Origin of the sequence: Paenibacillus sp. Soil724D2 (genome assembly GCF_001427935.1) — a bacterium.
GTDB lineage: Bacteria > Bacillota > Bacilli > Paenibacillales > NBRC-103111 > Paenibacillus_E.
The window spans coordinates 46,149-60,263 of the sequence record NZ_LMRY01000031.1; the positions used below are offsets into that span (position 1 = coordinate 46,149).

Sequence of the window (14,115 nt, forward strand, 5' to 3'; positions counted from 1 at the left end):
GGCTCTAGGGTTTGCGAGTTTCCAAACCAAACAGTCGAACTGTACGCTGTAGCGTTTGTCATGATTTTGTCACGGTTAGAATGCTTCCGGACGCTCCGAGGTCTTGCCAAAGTGATAAAGTATCGCTTGGACGATGCGTTCGGACGATTTTCCATCCCCATAAGGGTTGGCAGCTTGACTCATTTTGTTGTATAAATCTGGATCTGTTAGAAGTGCGCGAGCCCGCTCATAGACCACTTCCTCATCCGTTCCAACGAGTTCAAGCGTACCTGCTTGGATACCCTCAGGACGTTCTGTCGTATCGCGCAGAACTAGAACCGGCACTCCAAAAGAAGGCGCTTCTTCTTGAAGACCACCAGAGTCTGTCAGGATCATATGGGCATGCGGATAGAAGTTGTGGAACTCGAATACGTCAAAGGGGTCTACCAGCTTGATGCGTGGATGATTGCCCAGGATCTCATGTGCAGGTTCCTTGACTGCAGGACTTAGATGCACGGGATAAACGATCGCAATATCTTCGAACTCATCGGCAATACGTTTCACTGCACGGAAGATTTGACGATGAGGCTCGCCTTGCGATTCACGGCGATGCGCCGTCATCAAGATCAGCTTACGACCCGCTGCCCATTCCAATACAGGGTGTTCAAATTTCTCTTGTACCGTGTACTTAAACACATCCGTAACCGTATTCCCCGTCACATAAATCTGGGATTCAGATTTATTTTCTTTGCGCAGATTGTCAGCCGATTGCTGTGTTGGCGCAAAGTGTAAATCCGCTAGCACGCCCGTTAATTGACGGTTCATTTCCTCCGGGTAAGGAGACATTTTGTTCCACGTACGAAGACCTGCCTCGACATGTCCCACTTGAATTTGCTGCATGAATGCCGCATAGCTTGCAAGGAATGTTGTCAACGTATCGCCGTGTACCAGAATCAGGTCAGGCTTAGCTTCTTGAAAGACAGGCTCCAAGCCTTGCAGTACACGCATCGTAATTTCATTCAGCGTTTGACGGTCTTTCATGACATTCAAGTCGAAATCCGGTTTAATTTTGAAAATATCCAGCACTTGGTCGAGCATTTGTCGATGCTGAGCTGTCACACAGACAAGGGACTCAATATGTTCAGGATGTTTCTCCAGCTCCAAAATAAGCGGAGCCATCTTAATCGCTTCGGGTCTTGTTCCGAAGATCGTAATGACTTTTAAACGTTTCATCGGTTTCTTCTCTCCTTAGAGCTTTCTGTAAGAAAGCTGACTTCGTAAGCAAATTATTTAGTGCCGAACAGACGATCTCCCGCATCACCAAGTCCCGGTACGATATAGCCATGATCGTTCAGGTAGTCATCAACGGCTGCTACGTAAATATCAACATCAGGATGCTCTTGTTGAACTGCTTTGATCCCTTCTGGCGCTGCAATTAAGCACATCAGCTTCATTTGGGTACAGCCTCTGCGTTTCAGCACTTCAATCGCCATATTCGCGGATCCGCCTGTAGCCAGCATCGGGTCAATAACAATCAACTCCCGCTCCAGAACATCTGTCGGCAGCTTCACATAATACTCGACAGGCTGAAGCGTGTCAGGATCACGGTACAGGCCAACATGTCCAACTTTTGCAGCCGGAATCAGCTTAAGAATCCCATCTACCATACCCAGACCTGCACGCAGGATCGGAATGAGTCCCAGCATTCTGCCAGAAATAATTCGACAATCTGCTGTAGTCACAGGCGTTTTCACCTGAACATGCTCAAGCGGAATATCTCTCGTAATCTCATAAGCCATTAAAGTAGCAACCTCGTCTACGAGATCTCGAAAATCTTTCGTTTTCGTATTCTCATCCCGAATATAAGTTAGCTTATGTTGAATTAGCGGATGATCACAAATAAATAACTTCCCCATAATTTCCTCCTAAAAAGCTGCGTTTTATATGTATTTCACCAAAAAATATCGTTATGGTACGACAAACCTCGTCCATTATATCATATGTTATCCAACTTATCCTCTGTAAAACCAAAGCTTCCGTGAATATCCATTTTACACGAAAAAACCACTAGGATTTTTCATCCGAGCGGTTTTGGTATAACAGGATCAGCTCAATCTACGATTTCGGGGCAGAACCAGATGCTCTTGAAATCGAACCAACCGAGCGTATTGAACGAAATACCTTGAAGATGCGGGCTATACACTAATTGTTGAGTCGTATGAAGAAGAAATAAGACCGATTGGTTTTGCGATAATAATCCTTGCATCGAGCGGATTCGTTGTAAACGTACCTGACTGTCTGGCTCTGCTTCGATTGAGGCAATGGTTTCATCGAACGTTCTGCGCTGCTCATCGGTCGCGTATACGCGCAGCGCTAAGTTGCCTATCTTATACATCTCAATCAGACAACGGGCCTCATCGTCATCTGCGACAACCCCGCCGACAATAATATCTGCACATTGCATCTTATCCACCTTGGACATTTCCTCAAAAGAATATTCCTGTAGAGCTACCTGTATTCCGATGTCGAGGCATCGAGCATGAACCCATTCAGCTAGGGCACGGTTTTTTGGAGTGAAAATCATCGTTATCGGCTGGCCTTCATATCCGCATTGATTCAGTAATTCTCTAGCTCGTTCAGGCTGGTTATCTTCCGGCAATTCGATTGGTGAATCGGTCGGCAAGAAATCGGCGGCAGGTATCGCATTATATAGCCCCAGTTCCTTAATCATACCGCTACGATTAAGTACTAGCTGAAGTGCTTGACGAAAATGGATATCCTGCTGAGGCCCACCCTTTCGTAAATTAAAGACCAGCATGCTAGAACCCAGCATCATGATTTCTTTTTTGCACCAATGCGCGGGTGCCGGCTGTTTAGAATGGCTGAGCTTACCCATTTGGAAGTTTAGCTGCTGCCACCTTCGCTCACTCACCATTTCCGGAACGCAAAGCAGTTCGATACGATCCAGGTGGGCGGACTCCCGGTAATAATCCTCGAACGCTTCGAATGTGACGCCCCCCTCATCATACCTCGTAATCCGGAACGGACCCGTCCCGACGGGCAGCATGCCTGGATCGCTTACTTTCTGAGCGCTGTACACATCAGCCGGTACGATCGCGGCTTGAAAGGAACTTACATAATGAGGAAACATATAATTCGGCGCTTTCAACTCGACTCTAACGGTCAGCCGATCCACTGCGCGGATATCTCTGACGGATTCCAGCAGCCACCGGTTTGGAGAGTCTTCCGTGCCGAGCGTACGCACCCGATTAAGCGAAAAGACCGCATCTGCCGAAGTCATCTCTCGACCATGATGGAATCGCACTCGCTTACGCAAATAAAAAGTCCAGATTGTTGCATCTTCATTGCATTCCCAGTCATGCGCCAAACCTGGCTCCAAGCTGCCGCATGCAGGATCAAAATAGATCAGCGTATCGAAAGCCTGTTTTACCAAATGGAGATCGCCTGAGAAGAGCACATCTACAGGGTCTAGGGTCAAAACTCTCATCTGCATCGGCAATCGAAGGGTTTCAGTATCGCCAGGCTCAAGGGTCCCTCTATACCCAAAGTAACTTCCTAACCAAGCTAAGAATCGATCCATGACTCCGGAATCCAATCCTTCAATTTGAAACAAACTCATTGCGCTGTTCAAATTCCCCTGTTCAACATGCAATTTCGCTTCCGCAAACAAAAGATCTTCGACCGAAGCCAGAAACCGAATCGTAGAACGATTGCCGCGCCCGCGACCTGGTGTCCAGGAAATCCATGCCATCTCAACCATCTTGCGAATCAATATCTTCACATTTCGTTCCGTACAATACAGGTAACCGGCTATTTCTTCAACGGACACGGGCACATCCATATCGGTTTGTTGAAAATTGTGAACCCGCATCATGGTTGTTTTCAACTGCACGTACTGTAAAACAAGCTGCATGGATGCAACCTCCTTTTACACGAATTACCAAGAAGTATAGGTCTGCCCCCATACTTTCGTCAACAGTCCCTGGACGGATAAAAGGATGAAAAAAAAGCCGACTCCAGAGAGCCGGCCTGAACCTATTTTTAAATCAGAATTAGTAAGTTAAACCTGGGTAAAGCGGATATTGCGCTGTCAGGTCCTTCACTAAGCCGCGTGCTTTCTCAAGAACAGCTTCATCTTTCGGGTTTTTGAGGGTAAGTCCAATTACTTTCGCGATTGTTTTCATCGCTTCTTCATTCATACCGCGGGATGTTACAGCCGGTGTACCTAGACGGATACCGCTAGTGATGAACGGGCTTGTTGGGTCAAAAGGAATCGCGTTTTTGTTTGCAGTAATGCCAATTTCGTCTAGAACGTGTTCAGCGTCTTTACCCGAAATGTTCAAGTTACGCAAATCGATCAGCATCAAGTGGTTATCCGTACCGCCGGAAACAAGGTTAATCCCTTCAGCTGTTAAAGCAGTCGCCAATGCTTGCGCATTGTTGATCACGTTTTGTCCGTATGTTTTGAAATCTGGTTGCAGAGCTTCACCGAAGGAAACAGCTTTAGCTGCGATAGTGTGCATCAAAGGACCACCTTGAGTACCAGGGAAAACGGCTTTATCGATCGCTGCTGCCCAAGCTTTGCGCGTAAGAATCATACCGCCGCGAGGACCGCGAAGCGTTTTGTGCGTTGTTGTCGTTACGAAATGTGCGTGCGGCACTGGGTTCGGATGCAAACCAGCAGCAACAAGACCCGCGATATGCGCCATATCGACGAAGAACAGCGCGCCTACATCATTTGCGATGGAAGCCAAAGCTTCGAAATCAATCGTGCGCGGGTAAGCACTTGCGCCAGCTACGAGCATGCGAGGCTTGTGTTTGAACGCAGCTTTACGAACATCGTCGTAATCAATGCGGAAATCTTTTTCGCTTACGCCATAAGCAACGAAGTTGTAGAGAATACCAGAAGCATTCACTGGACTACCGTGCGTTAAGTGACCACCATGTGCCAGGTTCATACCCAGTACCGTATCTCCAGGGTTTAGAGCTGCCAGGTAAACAGCCATGTTGGCTTGTGCGCCGGAATGCGGTTGAACGTTCGCGTGCTCAGCACCGAAAAGCTCTTTTGCACGATCGCGAGCGATATCTTCTACGATGTCTACGTACTCGCAGCCGCCATAGTATCTTTTGCCAGGGTAACCTTCAGCATATTTGTTCGTTAGTACTGTACCCATAGCTTCAAGAACAGCTTGGCTAACGATGTTTTCGGATGCAATAAGCTCGATTTTGTCACGTTGACGGGCAAGCTCAAGGTTCATCGCTTCTACAATTTTTGGATCTTGTTTGCTCAAAAAGTTTGTCATTTTAAATTCCTCCTACAGGGTAGTCTTATTTGTTAAGTCTTTATTCATAGAGGTAATGGCTAACAATCCGCATCGGGTGCGGCTGTTTGATAGAGTTGTTCCGCTTCATCAGGTAGGTAAACAGCTCTTGTACCGCCAATCAACTTAGGCCGGGTAAAAGCCATCGTCACATAGGCATGGCCAATGTTTCGGACCGGCGGCCTTGCCGGCACAGCTACTCGGCGCAAATGCATCCCAATAAGCGTGCTGCCAATATCGATGCCGGCATGTGCCTGAATCGTCTCGACAACGACCGGCTTCGCGAAATGGCGGTACGCATAGGAGGCCATCGAACCTCCGGCCTTTGGCACCGGAATGACAGAGACAGGCTCAAGCTGAGGCGAATGCAATAGCAGCTCTTCCTCAATAACGATTGCACGGTTCAAATGCTCGCAGCATTGAAAGGCTAAGTGCAGCCCGAACTCGCGGCTTATGCTCTGCGCCGTTTCAAAGATCGGCTTGGCGGCATCCAGCGTTCCTGATGTACCGATCCTATGCCCGAGAATTTCACTCGTGCTTGTCCCGATAATCAGAATTTGACCCGATCTGAGATTGCCGACTTTGACCAATTCCCGAAGATTTGTTTCCAAAGCCTCGGCAACATTAGAAAGAATGGAATCTGTCATCATGATCCCCCGTTCCTATGGATGCAGTGTGAAACGGTCTTCGATACTTTGCACTTTGTTAATGCGATTCTGGTGACGAACACCTTGAGAAAACTCGGTTTCGAGCCAGATTTTCACGATTTCCTCAGCTACACCCGGTCCAATAACACGTTCACCTAAGGCTAGTACGTTCGTATCATTGTGTTCACGCGTCGCTTTCGCTGAGAAAAGATCATGTACGAGTGCACAACGGATGCCCGGAACTTTATTCGCGGCAATCGACATCCCGATACCCGTTCCGCAAATCAGAATACCTTTATCAGCTTCGCCTGATACCACTTGCTCACAAACTTTAAGCGCATAGTCGGGATAATCGACCGAATCTGCACAGCTGCAGCCATAATCGACGACTTGGTGACCTAATGACTCAATAAAAGGAATGATAACATCTTTCAAACGATAGCCTGCATGATCCGCACCTAAGGCAATTTTCATGAATAGAACGCTCCTTTGCTTGTTCGAATTCGACCATCCTATTATATCCCAAAGCTCACCAGAAAACGAAAAAAAGAGCGGACACGCTAGAAAACGCGCGTTGCTCTTTTGCCCAGGCGACCGGCCGTATAGCTCAATGCTCCATTGTGGTTGCTCCCACTCGTCGCCAGTTACATTGAGTCTTGATTGATACCTCTATTTTATCGCATTCTACCCCATGTGTAAAGATGTATCCGCAATTCGTATATCTAGAACCTGGGTTATTTGGAGCCTTCATTTCGTGCACGTATTTTCTGAACCAATTTATCTAAACTCCCGCTGATTTCCTCAGCCGTTTGTCGGTAAATCTCTATGGAACCTCCGAACGGGTCAGAAATATCAAAGTCAGGAATCGCATGTTCAAGCTTAAAAATGCGGTTTCTTTCTTCTACAGAAACTGCTTGTGAAAGAGCCTGTTTGAGCTGAAGCTCCGTAACGAGCTGCTCCCTTTCCTCAATCGCCTGTAAAATATGAGCGTCATCCTCTACGTACTCTTTGAGCGTAAAAGTCTTCTCAATCGCATCCGGAAACCGCTGGATAACCGTACGCTTATGCCCCATCGTCATCGTCAAAATGAGATCAGCCCAATTCACTTCAGACTCTTGGATCGCCAAAGAACTAATGGGCTCCTTGAATCCCGCTTCCTGTAAAAGCGATGCACTATTTCGGGAAATTGGACCGCCCGTTACCGCGGATACCCCTGCTGAACGAACCTCCGCCGCAAGCCCTTCTTGGTGCACTCTGATACGCAGCAAACCTTCTGCTAATGGACTGCGGCACGTATTTCCTGTACAAACAAATAGAATTCGCAACATGATCCCTCCTAATCGTAAGCATAAGCTAAGATGAAAACTTTCTATACCCTATTGTATCACAGTAAAAACTTGATCCCAAAGGTGAGCAAAATTAGCCCGCCAAACGCCTCACCATACTCGCCTACCCAGCCGCTTACCCGCCTGCCAATCAATAAACCTGCAATAGATAGCAAGCCTCCAAACAAACCAAATATCAGCACCGTCAACACGATGTCTGTAGCAAACATACCTAGGGATACACCAACAGAGAATGAATCAATACTGACACTAAGTGAGAAGATCGTTAATCCCCAAGCTGACCTATGATCAAATGAAGTTGCTTCTTCTCCACGAATCGAACTATACACCATATGCGATCCCAAAAGAATGAGTAAACATCCCCCAGCCGCTGTAGCGACATTCCCGAGCAGCAATGAAACATATTGCCCCATAAACATACCCATCAAAGGCATGAGAACGTGAAATATACCAATCACGAAGCTAATTTTCATAATATCAATCAAACGAATACCCTTCATCCCTATGCCAATCCCTAAGGAAAAAGCATCCAGGCCTAAAGCAATCGCCATAATAATAATTGTTACCAGCTGCCCAAACTCCACCCCAGATGCGAGCATAGCACTATCCCCCTTGTCCACGTTTCTCTCTCAAGATATGCGGACAAACAGGGAATCATGCTAGCTAAACACGTACAAGCCGATGACCGGCTGCTTTACGAAGTCGATTCATAACCGCAAGGCCAATCCCCGTTTCTGGACAACCCTCTGCAGCAATATATTGAATACCTTCTTGATCAAATTGCCTTAACGCAGCATAAAGATCCTGAGCGATTGTTTCCGGTTGCGATAACGATCCGCAGGCAATAACCAAATCAGCATGGTAACGAGAGGCTCTCTCCTCAAAAGTAAGAATACCCGTTGACTCACCACGCGCCTTAGCTGCATCAAGATCGTTTTGGATCCATTCAGCAACAGCTTCTGTATCTCCACCTTGAACGATATGCATAAATCCTTTTGGTGCGTAATGTGTGTACTTCATCCCAGGAGCACGCGGTGTTTCGGAATCTTGCACCTCTTCCCGCTCTGGCTCATGAATCCGAATAGTAGGCAGTGCCGATTGCAGCTGCTCTGCCGTAACACCACCGGGACGCAAAATGTACAGCTCATCATTTACAAGCTCGATCACAGTTGACTCGACACCAACTCCCGTTGCACCACCATCTACGATCCCGCCAATCCGACCATCCAAATCATCTCTGACATGTGAGGCGAGTGTTGGACTAGGTCTGCCTGAGCTATTGGCACTCGGCGCGGCTATGGGAAGTCCCGCTTCACGAAGAAGCTGCAAAGCCACGGGATGATCCGGAATTCGCACACCCACAGTCTTTAGACCAGCGGTAACTAACGGCGAAATGCCACCTGTTTTCACAGGCAGCACAATGGTAAGAGGACCCGGCCAGAAAACCTCCATAAGCTGGCGATGATCCGACGTTACACGATCAGAAAGAATTAAACTTGAAAGCTGTTCGACATCGGCAATATGGACAATGAGGGGGTTATCCGAAGGCCGACCTTTTGCTGTGAAAATCCCTTCAACCGCTGCCGTATTCGTAGCATCTGCCCCAAGACCATATACTGTCTCTGTAGGAAAGGCTACTGTTTGACCACTTTGGAGAAGCAGGGCTGCTTCAGCCAAATAGCCACTTATCTCGGTCCCTTTCCCCTGATCCACTTTCCAGTATTTTGTCACGATCATCTATCATCCTAACTTCAAATAAAATTCTGATCCTCAAACAAACACACACGGGGTGAATTTTCTTAGCTGAACCACGATACAATCTTCTTCACCATTTCCCAGATAAAAAACTTAACTTGTGGCTGCTTTGCATCAACGGATTCCGTTTTTTCTTCCTCTTGTGTAGCTTTACTGTCTTTAACGACAGAGTTAGACTTGTCGGGTTTAACTGTTGAAGCAGCTTTACTGACTTTCGTTGCAGGTGTTGGAGAGGATTGCACCTTCCCATCACCCTCCGTTTTCGCTACTACAGCAGCTGATGCTACTGCTTCTCCGGATAAGGAATCCACGAAACATAATGGCGGAAACAACACACACCACCAGTTCTGACCTTCCCCCGTACCAATCGTCACACGCAGCGCTTCATACTCTCCCGCTGGGTACACTTCATTCCCGTACATTTTCGTTGGAAAAGGGACTTTACCAAGCTCAACGGTATGTGAATAGCTGTAGCCACGCGCTTCAATCATTTGTCCAACAAGGATATCAAACTCGGACAAATGGGCTTTTACTACGGTCCTTGCGTCATCCAGCGTTTGTGGTCCAACGACCCACTCCTGCATACGAGCAATAATAGCATCACGAATCTCGCGTTTCAACGCTTGATCCTGAGGCGAATCCGAATTTGCTAGAATACGTAAACGAATTGATTCTTCCGGTATCGTAGGCGAAATAACCGCCGCATTTGAACGATTCGATTCCCAACAAGTTATCATAACAATAAGTGCAAAAACTACTAATAATAAAGATTTATAAGATTGACGATTAGTTCTCTTAACCATGAGGAAAAGCCCCTTTCCCTTCGCTTCTACTAGCCAGTATGGGCAATAAGAGGAGGAGCTAAACCTAGTAATCTATTTAAATTTTCGAAAATTGATAGAGTTGGAATTGGGGGGAGTTCAATGGAAGTTGGGTGGCGGAAAAAGGTGGCATTTGGTTGGAGGAGATGGGTTTAAGGGAGAAAAACATCGTTAAAGTGACTCATCTACTCAAATAAGTAGCTGTAGCGATGAAAAACACTCTTAAACATACGCCAATTCCTCCAAAACAACCTGATAGCTTGTCTGTAAGAGTGAAAAACATCGTTAAAGTGACTCATCTACTCAAATAAGTAGCTGTAGCGATGAAAAACACTCTTAGCAGACACCAATTTCTCCAAAACAACCTGATAGCTTGTCTGTAAGAGTGAAAAACATCGCTATAGTGACTCTTCAATTCATACAAGTAGCTGTAGCGATGAAAAACACTCTTAGCAGACTCCAATTCCTCTCTTCCAAAACAACCTGATAGCTTGTCTGTAAGAGTGAAAAACATCGCTATTGTGACTCTTCAACTCATACAAGTAGCTGTAGTTATGAAAAACACTCTTAGCAGACACCAATCCCTCCAAAACAACCTGATAGCTTGTGTGTAAGAGTGAAAAACATCGTTATTGTGACTCTTCAACTCATACAAGTAGCTGTAGCGATGAAAAGCACTCTTAGTAGACACCAATCCCTCCAAAACAACCTGACCTGATAGCTTGTCTGTAAGAGTGAAAAACATCGCTAAAGTGACTCTTCAACTCATACAAGTAACTGTAGCGATGAATAACACTCTTAGTAGACATCAATTCCTCCAAAACAACCTGATAGCTTGTGTGTAAGAGTGAAAAACATCGCTAAAGTGACTCTTCAACTCATACAAGTAGCTGTAGCGATGAAAAACACTCTTAGCAGACACCAATTTCTCCGAAACAACCTGATAACTTGTCTGTAAGAGTGAAAAACATCGCTATAGTGAGTCTTCAATTCATACAAGTTGCTGTAGCGATGAAAAACACTCTTAACAGACACCAATTTCTCTGTGCCATACAAAACTATCGCGTTCTTTCACAACGCTACGAACTCCCTCTAGTCTCGCGAACGGATCGCGATCACATGGCGATCAATGCCCTGCAGATCCGGCACGAATCGGATCTCGTCCCAGTCAGCGGCGGCGCGCAGCATCGCCGCCACAGCCTCCGCCTGCCGTATGCCCACCTCGAACCCGACCACAGTCGGGATTCGCGGCAGCTGCGGCAGCTGCGAGATCATCCGGCGGTAAAGGTCGAGTCCCTCGACACCGCCGAACAAAGCCGTGTGCGGCTCAAACAGCCGCACCTCCGGCTGAAGCGCCGGCAGGTCGCCATCAGGGATATACGGTGGGTTAGACACCAGTATATCCGGCGCGATCCGGCGCGCAATAAAGGGCTCGAGAAGGTCCCCCTCGAGCCACTCCACCCGCGCAGCCACGCCGTGGCGCTGCGCATTCACGCGAGCCATCTCCAGCGCAGCCGCGGAGATGTCGCTGGCCGCCACGCGCCACGTAGGGCGCGCGTGTGCCACCGTTACCGGGATCGCTCCGCTCCCGGTGCCCACATCCGCAAGCAGCGGAGTGCCTTGCGGGAACAGACGCGAGCCTTCGTGGAGCAAAGCTTCCACGAGCAGCTCCGTCTCCGGCCGCGGAATCAGCACGTCCGGGCTAACCGCAAAAGGAAGGCCGAAGAAATCCTGCTCGCCGATAATATACTGCACCGGCTCACCCGCGGCCTTCCGCTCCACTAGCTGGCGCCACGTTTCCGCCAGCTCCGCAGGAAACTGTTCCGGAAAACGGAACAGCAGCTCCGTCCGACTGCAGCCCAGCAGGTGCTGCAGCAGCAATTCCACACAGGAAGCCGCCTCGGCCACACCGAGCTTCCCTAAAAAAGAAGAAGCCTCAACAAAGGCTTCTCTTAAACTCTTAGCAGCAGTCGACATCACATTGCCTGCTCCCCGTTATCCAAAGCATCGGACTGCGCTGCAATCGTGAGCGCCGAAACGATCTCTGCCATATCACCATTCAACACTGTTTCTAAGCGATGCAAAGTCAAACCAATACGATGATCGGTAATTCGGCTTTGCGGGAAGTTATACGTACGAATCCGCTCGGAACGGTCACCCGTACCAACCTTGCTTTTACGCTCGCCCGCATATTTCGCTTCCTCTTCCTCACGCATTTTATCGGAAATACGTGTACGAAGAACGCGCAGTGCTGACTCTTTATTCGAGTTTTGCGATTTCCCATCCTGACAAGTCGCTACGATACCCGTAGGTACATGCGTCACACGCACAGCGGATTTCGTCGTATTAACCGACTGACCGCCCGCCCCACTGGAACAGAACGTATCAACGCGAATATCCGCATCATGGATGACAATCTCTACATCTTCCGCTTCCGGCATAACCACTACCGTCGACGTTGAGGTATGGATACGCCCACCTGATTCCGTTACAGGAATACGTTGTACGCGGTGCGCCCCACTCTCATACTTCAACTTGCTATAAGCGCCTTTACCGGTGATCATGAAAATAATCTCTTTAAAACCGCCCAAATCGTTCACAGAAGCATCGAGAATCTCCGTTCTCCATCCTTGTGCGTCCGCATAGCGCGTATACATGCGATACAAATCGCCTGCGAACAAAGCAGCTTCGTCGCCGCCTGCCGCACCGCGAATTTCGACGATTACGTTCTTATCATCATTAGGGTCTTTAGGCATCATGAGCATTCTAAGTTGTTCTTCCAACTTGGCAGCTTGCTCGCTAAGCTCATCGATCTCCATTTTGACCATTTCACGCATTTCATCGTCCAGCTTTTCGTTCTGCATCACTTTGGCATCGGCCAGCTGTTCGCTCACACTTTTATATTCGTTATAAGCATCATAAGCTTCTTGAAGATCAGATTGCTCTTTAGAATACTCTCTAAGTTTCTTTGTATCACTCGTAACATCCGGGTCACACAGCAGTTCGCTTAATTTATCATAGCGGTCCACAATGGACTGAAGTCGATCCAACATATCGGATCACTCCTTTCTTTACTTTTTTTATTAATTACACATTAAATCTGAAATGCATGACGTCCCCGTCATTCACCACGTACTCTTTACCTTCGAGACGCACTTGGCCTTTTTCTTTCGCACCATTCATCGACCCTGCAGCTGCCAAATCATTATAAGAAACGACTTCAGCACGAATAAAACCACGTTCGAAATCGGTATGAATAACACCAGCCGCTTGAGGAGCTTTTGTTCCCTTGCGGATTGTCCATGCTCTTACTTCTTGAACCCCAGCTGTGAAATACGTGTACAAGCCAAGTTTTCTATAAGCTGCTTTAATCAATCTATTCAAGCCGGACTCTTGAAGTCCCAACTCTTCGAGGAACATCGCTTTTTCTTCGTCTTCCAGCTCGGCGATTTCGGATTCAACCTTCGCACTGATCGACACCACTTCGTTGTTTTCGCTCTCAGCAAATTCTTTTACAATTTTCACAAAAGGATTTTCATCTGCTGTTGCTACTTCATCTTCACTCACGTTTGCCGCATAAAGCACGGGTTTCATGGTCAATAAATGAAGGTCGCGCACGAGAAGCTTCTCATCTTCGCTAAGATCCAGACTGCGTGCCGGTTTATCTGCATAAAGCGCTTCTTTAATACGCTCTAAACACTCCACTTCAGCAACAACTTTCTTGTCGCCGCCTTTGAGGTTTTTGCGCGAACGCTCGATCTTCTTCTCAACCGACTCAATATCGGCCAAAATTAATTCAAGATTAATCGTTTCGATATCGCCGATTGGATCCACTTTACCGGAAACGTGGGTAATATTATCATCTTCAAAACAACGAACAACATGCACAATGGCATCCACTTCACGAATGTGTGCCAAAAATTTATTTCCAAGCCCTTCGCCTTTGCTCGCACCTTTTACCAAACCCGCAATATCAACGAATTCAAAGGCTGTCGGGACAATGCTCTTAGGCACAACAATCTCTACCAGCTTCTGCAATCTCTCGTCTGGTACTTCAACTACCCCAACATTCGGATCGATCGTACAAAACGGATAATTCGCAGATTCTGCCCCCGCCTGTGTAATTGCATTAAACAATGTCGATTTTCCTACGTTCGGTAGACCGACGATACCTGCTTTCAAAGCCATTGTAGTTACAACTCCTTAATTTTCGAAAATCATCCTT

Annotated in this window: 13 protein-coding genes and 1 riboswitch; all 13 genes read right to left on the reverse strand. The window is 47.4% G+C overall.

Going from position 1 to position 14,115, the window contains the following annotated elements; translation table 11 throughout:
* Positions 1-75 precede the first annotated feature (75 nt).
* Entirely contained in the window at positions 76-1,212 is a 1,137-nt protein-coding gene (gene wecB / locus ASG85_RS23710) for a non-hydrolyzing UDP-N-acetylglucosamine 2-epimerase (RefSeq protein WP_057303728.1), read from the reverse strand.
* A 53-nt stretch (positions 1,213-1,265) separates the two neighbouring features.
* On the reverse strand, positions 1,266-1,895 hold the full coding sequence (gene upp, locus ASG85_RS23715) for a uracil phosphoribosyltransferase (protein WP_029195667.1): 630 nt from the start codon (positions 1,893-1,895) through the stop codon (positions 1,266-1,268).
* Positions 1,896-2,089: 194 nt separating this feature from the next.
* Entirely contained in the window at positions 2,090-3,913 is a 1,824-nt protein-coding gene (locus ASG85_RS23720; protein WP_060647918.1) for an ABC transporter substrate-binding protein, read from the reverse strand.
* A gap of 139 nt (positions 3,914-4,052) precedes the next feature.
* On the reverse strand, positions 4,053-5,303 hold the full coding sequence (gene glyA / locus ASG85_RS23725) for a serine hydroxymethyltransferase (RefSeq protein WP_057303725.1): 1,251 nt from the start codon (positions 5,301-5,303) through the stop codon (positions 4,053-4,055).
* Positions 5,304-5,362: 59 nt separating this feature from the next.
* A complete protein-coding gene (locus ASG85_RS23730; RefSeq protein WP_060647919.1) occupies positions 5,363-5,968 on the reverse strand; it encodes a TIGR01440 family protein in 606 nt (201 codons plus the stop codon).
* 15 nt (positions 5,969-5,983) lie between these two features.
* The gene (rpiB, locus tag ASG85_RS23735) at positions 5,984-6,442 is read right to left on the reverse strand and encodes a ribose 5-phosphate isomerase B (RefSeq protein ID WP_057303723.1); all 459 of its coding nucleotides are present in this window, start codon (positions 6,440-6,442) and stop codon (positions 5,984-5,986) included.
* A gap of 103 nt (positions 6,443-6,545) precedes the next feature.
* A riboswitch (ZMP/ZTP riboswitch) is annotated at positions 6,546-6,626 on the reverse strand.
* Positions 6,627-6,702: 76 nt separating this feature from the next.
* Positions 6,703-7,296 carry a low molecular weight protein arginine phosphatase gene (locus ASG85_RS23740; protein WP_057303722.1) on the reverse strand — a complete coding sequence of 198 codons (594 nt, stop codon included), beginning with the start codon at positions 7,294-7,296 and terminating at the stop codon, positions 6,703-6,705.
* Between the two features lie 56 nt (positions 7,297-7,352).
* Positions 7,353-7,913, reverse strand: a complete 561-nt coding sequence (locus ASG85_RS23745) for a manganese efflux pump MntP family protein (RefSeq protein WP_057303721.1) — start codon at positions 7,911-7,913, stop codon at positions 7,353-7,355.
* Positions 7,914-7,977: 64 nt separating this feature from the next.
* Complete coding sequence (locus ASG85_RS23750) at positions 7,978-9,051, reverse strand: L-threonylcarbamoyladenylate synthase (protein WP_060647920.1); 1,074 nt, start codon at positions 9,049-9,051, stop codon at positions 7,978-7,980.
* Positions 9,052-9,113: 62 nt separating this feature from the next.
* Positions 9,114-9,872, reverse strand: a complete 759-nt coding sequence (gene spoIIR / locus ASG85_RS23755; protein WP_060647921.1) for a stage II sporulation protein R — start codon at positions 9,870-9,872, stop codon at positions 9,114-9,116.
* Positions 9,873-10,982: 1,110 nt separating this feature from the next.
* Positions 10,983-11,867 (reverse strand): peptide chain release factor N(5)-glutamine methyltransferase, encoded by an 885-nt coding sequence (gene prmC / locus ASG85_RS23760; RefSeq protein ID WP_057303718.1) that lies wholly within the window; start codon positions 11,865-11,867, stop codon positions 10,983-10,985.
* Positions 11,867-12,943 (reverse strand): peptide chain release factor 1, encoded by a 1,077-nt coding sequence (gene prfA / locus ASG85_RS23765; protein WP_057303717.1) that lies wholly within the window; start codon positions 12,941-12,943, stop codon positions 11,867-11,869. Before prfA ends, prmC begins: the two co-directional genes overlap by 1 nt.
* A gap of 34 nt (positions 12,944-12,977) precedes the next feature.
* On the reverse strand, positions 12,978-14,078 hold the full coding sequence (gene ychF / locus ASG85_RS23770; RefSeq protein WP_057303716.1) for a redox-regulated ATPase YchF: 1,101 nt from the start codon (positions 14,076-14,078) through the stop codon (positions 12,978-12,980).
* Between the last annotated feature and the right edge of the window lie 37 nt (positions 14,079-14,115).